Annotated in this window: 11 protein-coding genes; 4 read left to right on the forward strand and 7 right to left on the reverse strand. The window is 68.7% G+C overall.

Annotated elements, in window-relative coordinates; all coding sequences use genetic code 11:
- Positions 1–33 precede the first annotated feature (33 nt).
- Complete coding sequence (locus JZ791_RS15685) at positions 34–483, forward strand: hypothetical protein (RefSeq protein ID WP_216895471.1); 450 nt, start codon at positions 34–36, stop codon at positions 481–483.
- A gap of 33 nt (positions 484–516) precedes the next feature.
- On the opposite strand, the gene JZ791_RS15690 is transcribed toward JZ791_RS15685, so the two are convergent.
- From JZ791_RS15690 to JZ791_RS15710, 5 genes are all read right to left on the reverse strand, one after another.
- Positions 517–3,990: an indolepyruvate ferredoxin oxidoreductase family protein gene (locus JZ791_RS15690; protein WP_216895473.1), complete on the reverse strand. Its 3,474-nt coding sequence runs from the start codon at positions 3,988–3,990 to the stop codon at positions 517–519.
- A 235-nt stretch (positions 3,991–4,225) separates the two neighbouring features.
- Positions 4,226–4,735 (reverse strand): gamma-glutamylcyclotransferase family protein, encoded by a 510-nt coding sequence (locus JZ791_RS15695; RefSeq protein ID WP_216895475.1) that lies wholly within the window; start codon positions 4,733–4,735, stop codon positions 4,226–4,228.
- Positions 4,732–4,926 carry a hypothetical protein gene (locus tag JZ791_RS15700; protein WP_216895477.1) on the reverse strand — a complete coding sequence of 65 codons (195 nt, stop codon included), beginning with the start codon at positions 4,924–4,926 and terminating at the stop codon, positions 4,732–4,734. Before JZ791_RS15700 ends, JZ791_RS15695 begins: the two co-directional genes overlap by 4 nt.
- An 81-nt stretch (positions 4,927–5,007) precedes the next feature.
- A complete protein-coding gene (locus JZ791_RS15705; RefSeq protein WP_216895479.1) occupies positions 5,008–5,802 on the reverse strand; it encodes an MBL fold metallo-hydrolase in 795 nt (264 codons plus the stop codon).
- A 188-nt stretch (positions 5,803–5,990) separates the two neighbouring features.
- Positions 5,991–6,899: a hydrogen peroxide-inducible genes activator gene (locus tag JZ791_RS15710; protein WP_216895481.1), complete on the reverse strand. Its 909-nt coding sequence runs from the start codon at positions 6,897–6,899 to the stop codon at positions 5,991–5,993.
- Positions 6,900–7,015: 116 nt separating this feature from the next.
- On the opposite strand from JZ791_RS15710, the gene JZ791_RS15715 reads away from it, so the two are divergent.
- Together JZ791_RS15715 and ahpD are read left to right on the forward strand one after the other, a co-directional pair.
- The gene (locus JZ791_RS15715) at positions 7,016–7,603 is read left to right on the forward strand and encodes a peroxiredoxin (protein WP_216895483.1); all 588 of its coding nucleotides are present in this window, start codon (positions 7,016–7,018) and stop codon (positions 7,601–7,603) included.
- 37 nt (positions 7,604–7,640) lie between these two features.
- Positions 7,641–8,180: an alkylhydroperoxidase, AhpD family gene (gene ahpD / locus JZ791_RS15720; protein WP_216895485.1), complete on the forward strand. Its 540-nt coding sequence runs from the start codon at positions 7,641–7,643 to the stop codon at positions 8,178–8,180.
- 130 nt (positions 8,181–8,310) lie between these two features.
- On the opposite strand, the gene JZ791_RS46015 is transcribed toward ahpD, so the two are convergent.
- Both JZ791_RS46015 and JZ791_RS15730 read right to left on the reverse strand, forming a co-directional pair.
- Positions 8,311–8,943, reverse strand: a complete 633-nt coding sequence (locus JZ791_RS46015; RefSeq protein ID WP_216895487.1) for a DUF5134 domain-containing protein — start codon at positions 8,941–8,943, stop codon at positions 8,311–8,313.
- Between the two features lie 530 nt (positions 8,944–9,473).
- The gene (locus JZ791_RS15730; protein WP_216895489.1) at positions 9,474–10,697 is read right to left on the reverse strand and encodes an aminotransferase family protein; all 1,224 of its coding nucleotides are present in this window, start codon (positions 10,695–10,697) and stop codon (positions 9,474–9,476) included.
- Between the two features lie 151 nt (positions 10,698–10,848).
- On the opposite strand from JZ791_RS15730, the gene hrpA reads away from it, so the two are divergent.
- Positions 10,849–15,435 (forward strand): ATP-dependent RNA helicase HrpA, encoded by a 4,587-nt coding sequence (hrpA, locus tag JZ791_RS45015; protein ID WP_254205767.1) that lies wholly within the window; start codon positions 10,849–10,851, stop codon positions 15,433–15,435.
- The last annotated feature ends 169 nt before the right edge of the window (positions 15,436–15,604 follow it).

Genomic DNA, 15,604 nt, shown 5'->3' on the forward strand with positions numbered 1-15,604 from the left:
GGCGCAATCCGTCGCCGCGCCCTACCCTGTGGTATGCGCACTTTCGTCCATCTGCTGCTGTTGGTCTGTGCCGTCGCGGTGGCGGTGAGTGCCTTCGGGCCGCTCATCGGCACGGTGGAGGCTCGTCATGTGCGGCTCACCGAGCTACGCGACGGATTCCCCGCCGGGCGCTCGCTCGATCAGATCCAGTCCCAGTCGGTCACTTTCCAGTCGTCACTGGCCTTGGTCGTGCTCTGTGTCGCCGCGGTCGTGCTGCTGGCCGCGCTGTTCGGCTCGCGCCTGCTCGGCTGGCTGGGCGTCGTGGTCGGCCTGGTCACCGTGGGCGTGCTGGCCTGGCGACTGGACGGCAGTTTCGACCACCAGCTCCGCAACGACTACCAGCACCTGCTCACCGGTGCCTGGGGTCTGTACGCACTGGGCGGTGGGCTGCTCATCGCGCTGCTGTGCCTGCTGGTCCCCCGTGAGCGCCGTCCCGCGTTCTGATCGTCTCGAGCCCGCGTTCCGGCAACGACTGTTTCAGGGCAGCTCCGGTGGCTCGATGCCCAACTCGCGCAGGCGATCCCGGTAGATCTCGACGTTGGCGAGTTTGATCTCCTCGTAGCCGCGGACCACGTCGGGCAGGGCGGCCGCCGTCACAGCACGGTCGTAGTCCGTGGACAAGGTGGCCGCGAGAGTCCGGACCATCTCGGTGTAGTGAGCCAGCAGCACACGCTCGACCCGGCGGACGCGGGTGCGACCGAACGGGTCGAAGGCGGTGCCGCGCAACCGCTTTCCCTTCGCCAGCAAGCGCAGGGCGATATGCGCGCGCGGGCCGAAACCGATCTTCTCGGAGCGGCCCAGGGCGCGCAGGATCGGCGGGTGCAGGCGATAGGTGAGGTTGGCGCCGTCCGGGATCGCCGCGGCGACCTCGTCCAGGAACTCCGGATCGGTCAGCCGGCGGGCGACCTCGTACTCGTCCTTGTACGCGGTGAACTTGTACAGCCCGCGCGCCACCTGCTCGCTGAATTCGGTACGCTCGCCGGCGGCTCGCTCGGCCTCCCAGATATGTTGCATCGCAACCACATACTCGCGCGCCGAACGCGTACCGCCGAATCCGACGAGTTCGGCCGCGCGCAGTTCGACCAGTCGTCGCGTCTCCCCCGTCGCACTCAGACCGTCGAGAAGTTCCGCCGGTACCGGCTTGCCGGGCCGCGGTGCGGAGTGGTTCCGGATCGCGGCGGCGAACTCGTCCGGGCGCGCGACCGCCGCCCGGCCCCAGCGGAAGGCCGCGATATTGGCCCGGACCGCGACGCCGTTGATCTCGATGGCCTCCTCGATCGCGGCGGCGGGCAGGCGCAGCCCGCCCACCTGATACGCCGCGCCCACCAGCAGCAAGTTGGCGGCCGCGGTGTTGCCGAACAGCGCCTCCGCCGCGGCCAGCGCGTCGAAAGAGGTCACCGACCGCGACACTCCGGACAGCCGGGCCAGCAGTTCCTCGGTCTCCGGATAGCCGACCGACTTGTCGTACACCATCGCCCCGGTGGGCGTCGGGCTGGTCGAGGCGACCGACACGGTGACCTCCACCGATCCGTACGCCAGATTCTTCGCCTCCGCGGCCGCCAGCAGATCGAAGGCCAGGATGCAGTCCGCGGAGCCCGGGGTCAGCCGGTTCGAGGGCTCCACCGCGCCAGCGGCGAACCGCAGGTGTGACACCACGGGACCGGCCTTCTGACTCATTCCGATCTGGTCGAGGCCCGCCACCTCGTACCCGGCGCGCAGGGCCGCGGTGGCCAGCACCTGGTTGACGGTGACGATGCCGGTGCCACCGATGCCCGCCAGGAACACATTGTGGGTGGCGTGCGAGGTGGCGGTGTCGACCTCGGGCAGCAGCGGCGGCTCCGGACGGGATCGCTCGAGCTTTCCGGTCTCCTTACCGCCCTCCGGCAGCTCGACCGTGACGAACGACGGGCAATCGCCCTGTAGGCAGCTGTAATCGGTGTTGCAGGAGGTCTGGTCGATACGGGTCTTGCGACCGAATTCGGTCTGCACCGGCTGCACCGACAGGCAGTTGCTCTGTACTCCGCAGTCACCGCAGCCCTCGCAGACCGCCTCGTTGATCAGCACGCGGGTGCGCCGCACGGGCAGCTCGCCACGCTTGCGCTTGCGCCGCGCGTCGGCGGCGCAGTGCTGGTCGTAGATCAGCACCGTCACACCCGGGATCTCGCGCAGCGTCCGCTGCGCCTCGTCGAGCCGATCGCGGTGCCACAGCAGCGTTCCCGGCGCGAGGTCGCGCTTGCGATACCTCTCCGGTTCGTCGGCGCAGACGATGATCTGCCGCACGCCCTCGGTGGTGAGCTTGTGTGTGAGCCGGGGCACCTCGAGCGCACCCTCGGCGTCCTGCGCGCCGGTCATCGCGACCACGTCGTTGTAGAGCAGCTTGTAGGTGATGTTCACTCCCGCTGCCACACATGCCTGCACGGCAAGCTGCCCGGAGTGGAAATACGTTCCGTCACCGACGTTCTGGAACAGATGCGGCACATCGGTGAAGGGCGCCAACCCGATCCACTGCGCACCCTCGCCGCCCATCTGGGTCAGCCCGATGACCTTGCTGTCCGTACGTCCGGACATGGTGACCAGAGTGTGGCAGCCGATTCCGCCCCCGGCCAGGGAGCCCTCGGGCACCGCGGTAGAGCGGTTGTGCGGGCAACCGCTGCAGAAGTAGGCGGCGCGCTGGGCCGGCAGCACGGACAGTGACAGCGGTTGGGGCAGCGAACGTTTCATCTTCAAGTGACCGTCCAGCACGCGGCGCAGCGGCGCCAGGACGCGTCCGGTGGTCAATTCACCGTCCCGGGGGAACAGCGGAGCACCGGTAGCGTCGAGTTTGCCGAGAATCTCAGGCGCATCAGGCGTCCCATACAGGATCTCCCGGATCTGTGTCTCCAGGAACGCCACCTTGTCCTCGACCACGATCACCCGGGACAGCCCGGAGGCGAACTCCCGCACCCGTTCCGGAGCGATCGGATACGGCATCCCGACGCGCATCAGCCGCACTCCCGCCCGCTCGAGCGCCGCGTCGTCCACGCCCAGATCGGTGAGCGCCTGGCGCACGGCATCGAATGCGGTTCCGGTGGCGGCGATTCCGATCTCGGCCCGGGCCGGGTCGACCTCGATGACATCGAGATGATTGCGGGTGCTGTACTCCCGCACGATCGCCCAGCGCGGGCCGTACAGCTCCGCCTCGCCGAGCAGGCTGTCCGACGGAGCCGCCATCGGGCGCTGCACATAGGTGAAAGGCCGGTCATCCCATGATATTTCGGGCACCACGATATCGATGTCCCCCACCGATCCGGGCACGGTCCAGGCCCCGTCGGCCACATCGGCGACGATCTTCAGCGCCACCGGACAGCCACAAGCCCGCGACAGCGCGACCCCGTGCAGGCCCATCGTGATGATCTCGCTCGCGTTGCGGGGAAACAGCACCGGAATATTCATCGCCGCCAGGGATCGTTCCGACACCGCGGGCACCGTGGAGGATTTCGCCGCCGGATCGTCACCGACCAGCAGCAGCACCCCGCCGCCCGGGTTGACCCCGTAGACGGTCATGTGCCGCAGCGCGTCGGTCGCGCGATCCAGCCCCGGCCCCTTGCCGTACCAGACCCCGACCACGCCGTCGTAACGTGAGGTCCCCGCCTCGAGCCGCGCCTGACTGCCCCAGACGGAGGTCGCGGCCAACTCCTCGTTCAGGCCCGGCACGAATCGGATATCGTGGTCGGACAGCACCTGCGGCATCCCGGCGAGCATCCGGTCCACGCCGCCCAGCGGCGAGCCCTGATATCCGGAGACGAAGGTCCCCACCCGCCGCCCTGCCCGCAGGTCCCGCATATGTTGTTCGACCAGCTGTCGGGCGATCGCCTGGACTCCGGTCAGGACAACGGTTCCCGCATCGACCCGGTAACGGTCGGCGAGGTCGTACGGCGCCGGGACCTGTGTGCGGTCGGCCAACTCGGTCATCAGTTCACCCGTCCGATCGGCGCGTGTGGGCGCCTTCGCATATTGAGCATTCGACGCAGCCATCGTGTCTCTATTGCGCGATATGAACAACCGATGAAGTGAAAACTGAGCATCCTGCGCAATTTTCGATGCTCCCGATGGGCATCGAGTATGCAGGGTGCGACCTTCGTTGTGACAGCGAACACGCCGGACAGCGGTCGCGATGCGACGCTGTCATCTCACGCGGGTAAAGCCGTTACCGCCCCGCGCGAGCCTGCTCGGCTCGCCAGTCGGAGCATTTCGTGATGTAGCCGGGCAGATGGTCGGCGGCGAATTCCTCCGGCAGCCAATCCGCGCTGGCCGCGGCCGCGGTCCACACATACGTGGGAATCGGCTCCTCACGCCGCACGAGTTCGACCGGGCGCAGGACGTACTCGTCGTCCTCGAAGGCGTCCAGGGTCCGCCAGTCGGCGGCCGTCAGTCCGCTCAGTACGAGCCCGCCCGCCATGCGACCGGCCTCGTCCACGAGCCCTGGGTAGACCCGCTGCGGCAGGGCTGCCACCCGCAGATCGCGCGCGACGGCGACATCGGCCTCGGGCATCCGCCCGAGCAGCTCCCGCACCACCGGGCCGAATTGCAGCGTGCCGTAGACGAACAACTCCGCGGCCTCGGGCGGCAGGGTGCTCAACCGCCCGGTGAACGCGGCTTCGGACGCGGTCGCATCCTCACGCGCCCCGGTGGGGCGTCGCGCGGTGCGACCTGTCACGCCAATCCTCGTTCGACCCGGCCGTCGGGCAGGACGCGGTAGACCGCCCGGAAGTGCGTACCACCGGAGGGTTCGCCGAGAAGTTGCGGTGTGGGGCCGCCGAGCGTGGCCAACGCCGCCACGATCCGAGCGATCTGATCGGGGCGCGCGTCCGGCACAGCGGAATCGAGCTGGGGCGCATTACGTGTCATATAACCATGGTGCCCTATTCGGGCCCGCGAATCACGCAGAAGGTCCCCGTGAACTCACTCACGCTCCGAATTCGCCGCTCGCTACTGCGCCGGACGGACCCGCGAACTCGCCAGGCGCGCGAACGCTTCCGCGTCGTGAGAGCTGAATATCGTGATGTCAGAGCCATGTTCGCGGTTGAGTTCGAGCAGTCTGCGGCGGTTCTCCCGGAACGGCAGCCCGGCGATCGAGCCGAGCTCGTACGCCCGCCAGATCAAGGGGGTATTCGGCCGTACCGGGTCGATTTCACTGCCGACGTAGAAGGCGTCCCCGGCGTGCAGCAGCCATCCTGTGCCCGTATCGACCGCGACCCCCACATGACCCCGGGTATGGCCGTGCAACGGCACCACGAGGATCTCAGGGGGCAGCCCGGGCAGGTCCCGCACCGCGCGGAAGCCGAACCACTCCTCGCCGCCGTCGATCTCGTTCACCATCCAGCGGGGCCCGTGCGCCCACTGCTGGGCCCGGTAGCGCATCCGCTCCGATCGAGTGCGCACGGCCGTGGCCGCCCGGAATTCGGGCCCGTGCACGTGCACGGTCGCCTCCGGGAAATCCGTCAGCCCGCCCGCGTGATCGAGATCGAGGTGGGTGAGCACGATGTGGCGCACGTCGGCCGGGTCGTATCCCAGGCCCTGGATCTGCCGGAACGCCGTCTCGTGCTCGGCGAGTTTCGCGCCGAGCACGAACCTGCTCGGCCCGAGCATGGTCCCGGGATCCCGCACGCAACCCAGGCCGAACCCGGTGTCCACCAGGACCAGTCCGCCCTTGGTCTCGATGAGCAGGCAATGATCGACCATTCCCCGGGCCATGCTGCCGCAGTTGAGATGATGAATCCGCACGCCCGTGAGCGTGTCAGACCCTCCGGAGCCGGTCAATCGGGCCAGCCGGGCGGCGCCGACATTTTGTGCGTTGTCACACGGAGCTCGGTGGCGTGCCCGCACCGCGTGACCGGATCGTGACCAACGGACACACCGGCCGCCGCACGGCCATTCGGCGGCGCGTTCAGACCGGCCGTTGGGCGGCGCGTTCAGACCGGCCGTTGGGCGCGAATCACATCCGCCAGATGCTCGTAGTCCTCGGTCCGCGCGGTCGAGCCCCGGAACGCCAGCCCCAGCGTGCGGCCGGGCGCGGGCGCGGCGAAACGAGCGACGTCCAGTGTGCCGCGCGCGGTTTCGGCGCCGACCGCCATCTGCGGGATCAGCGTCAGACCCAAACCTCCTGCGACACACTGCACGACGGTGGCCAGCGAGGCCGCCCGGGTGTCGCCGGCCGGACCGGGGCGGATCTCCTGGGCGCGGCACAGGTCCAGTGTCTGGTCCCGCAGGCAGTGCCCCTCGTCCAGAAGCAGCAGCGGCTGCGCCTCCAGGTCGGCCGGGGAAAGGTCGGCGCGCCCGGCCAATTCGTGCCCGGACGGGGTCACCACCACGAATTCCTCGCTGTAAAGAGGGATTTCGATCATTCCCGTGGTCTTGGTCGGCAGCGCGAGCAGCGCCACGTCGAGCACGCCGCCGCGCAGACCATCCAGCAGGCGCGCGGTCTGATCCTCGATCACGTGCGGCACCATGGCCGGAAACTGCTGCCGCAGTTCCGGAAGCAGCGTCGGCAGCACATAGGGAGCAACCGTCGGGATTATGCCCAACCGCAGGGCGCCGCCCAATCCGTCGCCCATCGCCGAGGCGATGAACCGGTCCGCCGCCTCCAGCGTCGCCATCGCCTGCGGCAGCAGCCGCTTGCCCGCCGCGGTCACCAGCACCCGGCGCGTGCTGCGCTCGATCAGCTGCAGCCCCAGTCCGTTTTCCAGCGATGCCAGCGCCTGCGATAACGTGGGCTGGCTCACGCTCAATCGCGCGGCGGCGGTACCGAAATGGCGATACTCCGCGATCGCCGCGAACGCACGCAGCTGTGACAGGGTGGGCTGATAAGTCTGATCAGTCACGCCTATCAGTATAGTGCCACTGATCACGTTTACCTTTCACCGCAGTACGGGCACCATCACAGCGAACGCTTCGTAAGGCAATAGGCAATCCCTCGACGAAGGAGTAAAGAGACACTATGGCTCTGCTGACCATTGGCGACCAGTTCCCGGCGTACAACCTCACCGCGGTGATCGGCGGTGACCTGTCCAAGGTCGACGCGAAGCAGCCCGATGACTACTTCACCCGGATCAGCAGCGACGATCACGCCGGCAAGTGGCGGATCGTGTTCTTCTGGCCCAAGGACTTCACGTTCGTCTGCCCCACCGAGATCGCCGCGTTCGGCAAGCTGAACGAGGAGTTCGCCGACCGCGACGCGCAGGTGCTCGGCGCGTCGGTCGACAACGAGTTCGTGCACTTCCAGTGGCGGGCCCAGCACGAAGACCTGAAGACCCTGCCGTTCCCGATGCTCTCGGACCTCAAGCGCGAACTGGCCGCCGCCACCGGCGTGCTCAACGCCGACGGCGTCGCCGACCGCGCCACGTTCATCGTGGACCCGAACAACGAGGTCCAGTTCGTCTCGGTCACCGCCGGTTCGGTGGGCCGCAACGTGGACGAGGTACTGCGGGTGCTGGACGCGCTGCAGTCGGACGAGCTGTGCGCCTGCAACTGGAAGAAGGGCGACCCGACGATCGACGCCGGCGAGCTGCTGGCCGCGAGCGTCTAGCTCCGAAGGAAGTACGAGCTGTGATCATGGAGAAGCAATGACCGTGGAGAACCTGAAGAACTCGCTCCCCGAGTACGCCAAGGACCTCAAGCTGAACCTGTCGTCCATCGCACGCTCGACCGTGCTGAACGAACAGCAGCTGTGGGGAACCCTGCTGGCCTCGGCCGCGGCCACGCGCTCGGCCACCACGCTGCGCGAGATCGCCGACGAGGCGGCCGACACGCTCGCGGCGCCGGCGTACGACGCGGCCCTGGCCGCGGCCTCGATCATGGGCATGAACAACGTGTTCTACCGGGGTAAGGCGTTCCTCGGCGGCCGCTACGACGATCTACGGGCCGGTCTGCGGATGAACATCATCGGCAATCCGGGCGTGGACAAGGCCGATTTCGAGCTGTGGTCGCTGGCGGTGTCGGCGATCAACGGCTGCCAGCACTGCCTGGAGGCGCACGAGAACACGCTGCGCGAGGCGGGCGTCTCGCGCGAGGTGATCTTCGAGGCGCTGCGGGTCGCCGCCATCGTCAGCGGCGTCGGCCAGGCGGTGCAGTCCACCGAGGCGCTGGCCCCGGCGAACGCGTAACCACCGCACGGCAGGACACTGCGGGCCGCGCACCCAACCCCGGGTGCGCGGCCCGCAGTGCGTCGGTCGCACGCGCGTCACTGTCCCTCCGCATGACCGGCGACGAGTCCGGAATGCGGAGTTCGGCAGATCAGTTCAGCGCGGCGGCGACGAGCATATAGGTGGTGCCGAGGTCCATCACCACGTGCGGGAGGACGACGGCCGGACTGCCGGAGTGCCCGAGTACGTGGCGCAGCGGCGAGGCTCGCCCGGGCAGGATCATCAGCACAGCATCGAGGGCGAACAGTGCCGCCAGTACCAGCATCGCGGCGCCCGGCCCGGAATGAACGCCCGTGCCCGTCATGGGCATGGCGCCCATCCGCATACCGCCCGAGACCGTCCACAGCATCGCGGCAGCCGCGACGATGTGATATCCGATCACCGCGCACCCTCCCGCGGCGGCCCGATCGCCTCCCCTCCAACGCGCAATCCGCCCGGCCAGCACCGCCGCGTACACCACGAGCATGGCAGTGAGCACGCCACGCAACGCGCCCGGCGCGGCGAGGGCCGGAAAGACCAGCATCGCCAGCATCACCAGGCACATCAGCAGATGCGCGGCGTCGGATTCACGATCGGCGACCGGGACCACACCGGCCCCTTCGGCAACGACAGCGCGGCCGCCGGCGACGGCGGCGAGCCGCCCTGCCACGATGGTGGCTGTCAGCACGAACGCGGCCACGATCCCCCACCGCAACACCGCATACTCCTGCACGAATTCGCCCACACCCCACCACCTTCCCGCACCGCGCGTCTGCCCCACTTCATGCTCGCACTTCGCGGCGGATCCCGGCATCTTTTCAGCGGTCCGGCAGCGGCCCTTTCACTGCCCCTTCACTGCACCGGTCAGCGCAGCTCGCCGACTCGGCACACCTTCCCGAACGCGGTAGACCACAGGCCGGCACAACTCACTCGACCGGCTGCAGCAAATGCATCGCGTCCACTTACGAGGGACGGGGCCCTACCGTCTCCGCGCGTGCCTACCACCGATCAGCCCGGACGCCACTCGATCGGCCCCGGGAACCGGGCATGGACCAACGCGCCCCTGCTCCAATCCGATGCGCGCCCGATCCGCCCGGAACTGCCCGAGCGGATCGGTTCTACCTGCTCGCTGGAATACCGGCTGCCCCACGGCGGGTCTGAAGACCTTCGGCACCCCGTGTTCGAGCTGACGCTCGACCGTGAAGCGACACGGTTTACGTCGGGCGATGTCCGCTCGACGCCGATTCGATCCGACTCACACCGGGCACGCCCGCTTCAGCCCAGTGCGCGCTCGATCGCGGCGGCCAGGTCGATCACCTGCTGTTCGGTGATGACGAACGATGGGGAGATCTGCAGCGCGCCCTGTCCGGCGGCGCGGCCCGAAACCCCTTGCGCGCGCATGGCCTTCACCATCGCGGGCCCTTCGGAGGGGTCGGCCAGCTGCACGGCCGCGACCGCGCCCAGACCGCTGCGCACCTCCGCGACTCGCGGATGACCGGCCAGCGGCGAAAGATGTTCGTGCAGCAGCGATTCCAGGTTCTTGCTGGCGTCGAGCAGATTCTCGCGCTCGACGATGTCCAGATTGGCCATCGCGGCGGCCGCGGCGCCGGCGTGACCGCCGTAGGTATAGCCGTGCCGGAACCATACGCCGCCGGAGAAGAACGGCTCGGCCACCCGAGGCGCGGCGAAGACCGCACCCATCGGAACATAGCCCGAGGTCAGGCCCTTGGCAGTGGTCATGAGGTCGGGTTCGAGCCCGAACCTGGTGGAGGCGAACCAGGATCCGCCGATCCGCCCGAATCCGGTGACGACCTCGTCGGCGACGAACAGGATGTCGTTCTCCCGGCAGATGTTCCGTACCTCGGTGAGGTAGTCCGCCGGCGGCGGGTACACCCCGCCCGCACCGATGATCGGCTCGCAGAAGAAGGCCGCGATCCGGTCCGCGCCCACCTCGTCGACGAGTTTCGACAGCGCCCGCGGATCGTCCCATTCCACGGTGCGCGCGTCGGCCACCAGCTCCCCGTACCCCTCGCGATTCGGCGCGAGGCCGCCCAGAGCCGTTCCGGCGAAATGCATTCCGTGATACGCCAGCCGGCGGCCGACGATGAGCGTCTTGCCGGGCTTGCCCATCTCGTGCCAGTAGCGCCGCGCCAGCTTCGCGGCGGTGTCGACCGAATCGGATCCGCCGGAGGTGAACATGATCTTGCTGCCGGGCACCGGCGCGATCGCTGACAGGCGCTGCGCCAGCTCCTGCGTCACCGGCGCGGTGATATCACCGAAATTGGAGTAGTGCGCCAGCGTGGACAGCTGCGCGGCGACCGCATCGGCTATTTCCCGGCGACCGTGCCCGACATTGGTGAACCACAGCCCCGCGGTCGCATCGATGTACCGTGCGCCCGCGGTATCCCAGATGTACGCACCCTCACCGCGCGCCACCTCGAACGCGCCGTCGCGCTCCACCGCACCCATATCGGCGAATCCGTGCCACAACGATCCCATGGTCAGGCTCCTCTCCTCGACTCGCGCGAGTCGAGCCTACCGGCGAGCACCGCGAAGACCGCGCCCAGGACGATCGGCGACCGTACGGTTACCGAGCTCATACCCCGTGGCAGACGCTGTCCAGGGTGCTTTCGCTAGGCTGGTCGGTGCAATGACCAGGACCGCCGCCACCCCTCGCGAGCTCCGCACACGCCTGGCCGAACTCTCGATCCGCGACGACCATCGGTTGCGCCGACGGCTCGACAAGGCCCGTGGCGGTGATCTCGCCGAACTCGAACGAGAGATCGAGGCCGCCGAACGCCGGATCGCCGCGCGCCGCGCCGCCGTCCCGCCGATCAGCTATCCGGAACAGCTTCCGGTCTCCGCGCGCCGCGAGGACATCGCCGCGGCCATCGCGGCCAATCAGGTGGTCGTGATCGCGGGTGAGACCGGTTCGGGCAAGACCACGCAGATCCCGAAGATCTGCCTGGAGCTGGGCCGCGGCATCCGCGGCGCGATCGGCCACACCCAGCCGCGGCGGCTGGCCGCGCGCACCGTCGCCGAGCGCATCGCCGAAGAACTGCACACCGAACTGGGCGACGTCGTCGGCTATACGGTCCGCTTCACCGATCATGCCTCCGAACGCACCCTGATCAAGCTGATGACCGACGGCATCCTGCTCGCCGAGATCCAGCGCGACCGGATGCTGCGCCGGTACGACACGATCATCATCGACGAGGCGCACGAACGCAGCCTCAACATCGACTTCCTGCTGGGCTATCTGAAGCAGCTACTGCCCCGGCGGCCAGACCTGAAGGTGATCATCACCTCGGCGACCATCGACCCGGAGCTGTTCGCGCGGCACTTTGCCGACAGCAGCGGCCACAGCGACACGCCCGCACCGATCGTCGAGGTCTCGGGCCGGTCCTTTCCGGTCGAGGTGCGCTATCGTCCACTGTCGCTGGAGGTTCCGGTCGCCCGCGACGACCTCGAGGACCCCGCCGACGAGGACACCGAAGTCGTGGACCGCGACCCGACCGACGCCATCGGCGACGCGGTGCGCGAGTTACAGGCCGAGGGCGACGGCGACATCCTGGTATTCCTGTCCGGCGAGCGGGAGATCCGCGACACCGCCGACTCGCTGCGCGATATGCGCCTGCCGCGCACCGAGATTCTCCCGCTGTACGCGCGTCTGTCGGCGGCCGAACAGCACCGGGTGTTCGAACCGCACACCGGTCGGCGGGTCGTGCTGGCGACCAACGTCGCGGAGACCTCGCTGACGGTGCCCGGCATCCGCTACGTCATCGATCCGGGCACGGCCCGCATTTCGCGCTACTCGCTGCGAACCAAGGTGCAGCGCTTGCCGATCGAATCGATCTCGCAGGCCTCGGCGCGCCAGCGCTCCGGCCGCTGCGGCCGTGTCGCGGACGGCATCGCCATCCGGCTGTACTCCGAGGACGATTTCGAGGCGCGCCCGCAGTTCACCGAGCCGGAGATCCTGCGCACCAACCTGGCCGCGGTCATCCTGCAGATGACCGCGCTGGGCCTGGGCGATATCGAGGGCTTCCCCTTCGTCGAGCCCCCCGACAGCCGCGCCATCCGCGACGGCATCGCCCTGCTGGAGGAACTGGGCGCCCTGAGCCGCAGCGAGCCGGGCAGCCGCACGGAATCGAGCGGGCAGGCAGAGCCCGATAGGCGCGGCGTGGTGGGTTCGCCGACCGCATCCGACAGCCAGCCAACGCCGAACCTACAGCCGGATGGGCGGGCGAAGCCGGGCAAGCTCACCGCAGCAGACACCCAGGCGTCGTCGTCCGATACACGGGCAACCTCGGACAAGCGCGCAGCAGCGGGCGAGCAGACCGGATCCGACGGGCCCCTCACGCCCGACCAGCAGGCACTGGACCGACAAGCGGAGCCGAGTACGCCAGACAGCCAGACATCATCCGAGGCGCGGGCGGAATCGAATGAGCGAGCAGCAGCGAGCAGCAGCGCGGAGTCGGGCGGGCGAACCGGTAAACGGTCCCACACCCCTGGCGGATTGACGCTGACGGCGATCGGCCGTGAAATGGCACAGATTCCGGTGGATCCGCGCATGGCGCGCATGCTGGCCGAGGCACAGCGGGGTGGCTGTCTGGCCGACGTTCTGGTCGTCGTGGCCGCGCTGTCGATCCAGGATGTCCGGGAGCGACCGGTCGAGCACCAGCAGGCCGCGGACGCCAAGCACGCCAGGTTCGCCGTCGAGGGTTCGGACTTCCTGTCCTACCTGCGACTCTGGGATTACCTGCGCGAGCAGCGAAACGCATTGTCGTCCAACCAGTTCCGCCGTATGTGCCGTGACGAGTTCCTGCACTACCTGCGCATCCGCGAATGGCAGGACCTGCACGGTCAACTCCGGACCATCACCCGCGGCCTCGGCTGGAATACCACCGACCGCGCCGACGACGAATCCGACGACGACACAACGCCTCCCGCGACACAGGGCGGCAACCCGAACCGGCGAGCAAACGATGCGGCCGGCGACACCGGCTCCGCGCGTGGCCGGAATCGCTCGCGTAACGGCAATTCCGGACCTGCCGCCGGGGCGGCCCGTGGCAGGTCCGAATCCCGGCGCGGCGGTGGTAAATCCGAACAGGTCGCGACCCGGACGGTATCCGCGGCGGAATCGGATTCGCTCCCATGGGACGTCATGTCGATTCATCAAGCGCTGCTGGCGGGCATGCTGTCGCATATCGGATTGCGGGAGGGGGAAACCCGCGAATTCCTGGGCGCGCGCAATGCCAAATTCATGATTTTCCCGGGGTCCGGACTGGCGAAGAAACCGCCGCGATGGGTTATGGCGGCCGAACTCGTGGAGACCTCACGGCTGTGGGGGCGGACCGCCGCACGGATCGAACCCGAATGGGCCGAGCGGTTGGCCGGGGATCTGGTGAAACGCACCTATTCCGAGCCGCATTGGTCCGCGAAACGGGGTTCGGCCGCGGCCTACGAGCGGGTCACGCTGTACGGCATTCCGCTGGCGACCCAGCGGCGGGTGGATCTGGGCCGGATCGATCCGGAACTGTCCCGCGAGCTGTTCATTCGGCATGCACTGGTGCAGGGCGAATGGCAGACCCAGCACGAGTTCTTCGCGCGCAATCGCGAATTGCTGGAGGACGTCGCCGATCTGGAGCATCGGGCGCGGCGCCGGGACATCCTGGTCGACGACGAGGTGCTGTTCGATTTCTACGATCGGCGCATCCCCGCCGATATCGTGTCGGTCCGGCATTTCGACAACTGGTGGCGCAAGACCCGGCGCGCCGATCCGGAGCTGCTGAACTTCACAGCCTCGACGGTGGTGAACGAGCAGGCCGCGGTGCTGGACCCCACCGCGTATCCGGACAGCTGGCGCCAGGGCGAGCTGACCTTCCCACTCACCTACCAGTTCGAACCCGGTCAGGCCGATGACGGTGTGACAGCGCACATTCCGATCGCCCAGCTGGCCCACGTACGCGCCGTCGGCTTCGACTGGCTGGTGCCGGGCATGCGGGAGGAACTGGCGGCCGCGCTGATCAAGACGCTGCCGAAACACGTGCGCCGCAGCGTCGTTCCGGCCCCCGACTTCGCACGGGCCGCACTGGTCCGCCTCACGCCGCGCGGCGAGCCGCTGCGCATCGGCCTGGCCCGGGAGCTCTCGCAGCTGGGTTCGGTGACGATCCGGCCCGCCGATCTGGACGCGGCGGCCCTCCCCGACCACCTGCGCATGACCTTCGCCGCCACCGCGCCCGACGGCACGATCGCCGCCCGCGGCAAGGACCTAGCCGCGCTGAAAACCCGGCTGGCCGACCAGGTCTCGAAATCGGTGGCCCGCGCCACCGCGGCCGCCGAACGCGCCCCGGCCACGGTGTGGACCTCCGAATCGCTGGGCGCGCTGACACCGACGGTGCGCCGCCAGGTCGGCGGCCAGACCATCACCGGCTACCCGGCGCTGGTCGTCGAGACCGGCCCGGCCGACGGCAAGGGCACGGTCGCGGTGCGGGTGCTCTCCTCACCGGCCGCCCAAGCCGCCGCGATGCGCACCGGCACACGGACGCTGCTGCTCAACCAGCTGACCACATCGGCACGCACGGCGACCGCGGGCCTGTCCCCCACCGATCGCCTTGCGCTGAGCCAGAATCCGTCCGGATCGCTGGACGCCTTGATCGAGGACTGCCGCGCCTGCGCCGCCGATGAACTGATCGCCGAACAGGGCGGCCCGGTCCGCACCCCCGACGAGTTCACCGCCTTGATCGAGCGCGTACGCCCCCGGTTCGGCCCGGCCGTCTCCCGCATCGTGCGCCTGGTCGTGCCGATCCTGGCACAGGCCCACCGCGTACGCGCCGAACTGGCGAACACCACCGACCGCGAAATCGCCGACGACGTCCGACACCAACTCGACGATCTGGTATTCGCCGGATTCGCAACAGAATTCGGCTCGGCCCGCCTCCGCGAACTGCCGCGCTACCTCCAGGCCGCGGTCGTGCGCCTGGAGGCCCTGCCCGCATCGGCCCCACGAGACCACCAGGGCATGCTGGAACTCGATCGAGTCCACGCCGCCTACCAACGACTCCTGGACGCCCTCCCCGAATCCCGCCGCACCGGCCGCGACGTCACCGAAATCTGGTGGATGATCGAGGAGTTTCGAGTAAGCCTGTTCGCCCAGCAACTGGGCACCCCCCACCCGGTATCCGCCAAACGCATAGAACGCGCCATCACCACCCTCCGCACAACCCCCACCCGCTGAGCAAACAACCCCAAGCAACCGAGCAAAAGGCACCCGGTGCTAAGTGGTCCCGCCCGCAAGTTCTTCGGGGGTCAGTGCCCGAGGTAGAGGTTGCAGGCGCAGTCGAGGGCTTCTTGGGGACTACCCGCGGTGAATCCTGTGGGCAGGATCTGGTTTTCGTACTTGCCGC

It is taken from the genome of Nocardia alni (genome assembly GCF_019038435.1).
Classification (GTDB): Bacteria; Actinomycetota; Actinomycetes; order Mycobacteriales; family Mycobacteriaceae; genus Nocardia; species Nocardia alni.

Coding starts and splice junctions, on each gene's coding strand:
- JZ791_RS15685 (WP_216895471.1), top strand. CDS start 34: ATGCGCACTTTCGTCCATCTGCTGCTGTTGGTCTGTGCCGTCGCGGTG.
- JZ791_RS15690 (WP_216895473.1), bottom strand. CDS start 3,990: ATGACCGAGTTGGCCGACCGCACACAGGTCCCGGCGCCGTACGACCTC.
- JZ791_RS15700 (WP_216895477.1), bottom strand. CDS start 4,926: ATGACACGTAATGCGCCCCAGCTCGATTCCGCTGTGCCGGACGCGCGC.
- JZ791_RS15715 (WP_216895483.1), top strand. CDS start 7,016: ATGGCTCTGCTGACCATTGGCGACCAGTTCCCGGCGTACAACCTCACC.
- ahpD (WP_216895485.1), top strand. CDS start 7,641: ATGACCGTGGAGAACCTGAAGAACTCGCTCCCCGAGTACGCCAAGGAC.
- JZ791_RS15730 (WP_216895489.1), bottom strand. CDS start 10,697: ATGGGATCGTTGTGGCACGGATTCGCCGATATGGGTGCGGTGGAGCGC.
- hrpA (WP_254205767.1), top strand. CDS start 10,849: ATGACCAGGACCGCCGCCACCCCTCGCGAGCTCCGCACACGCCTGGCC.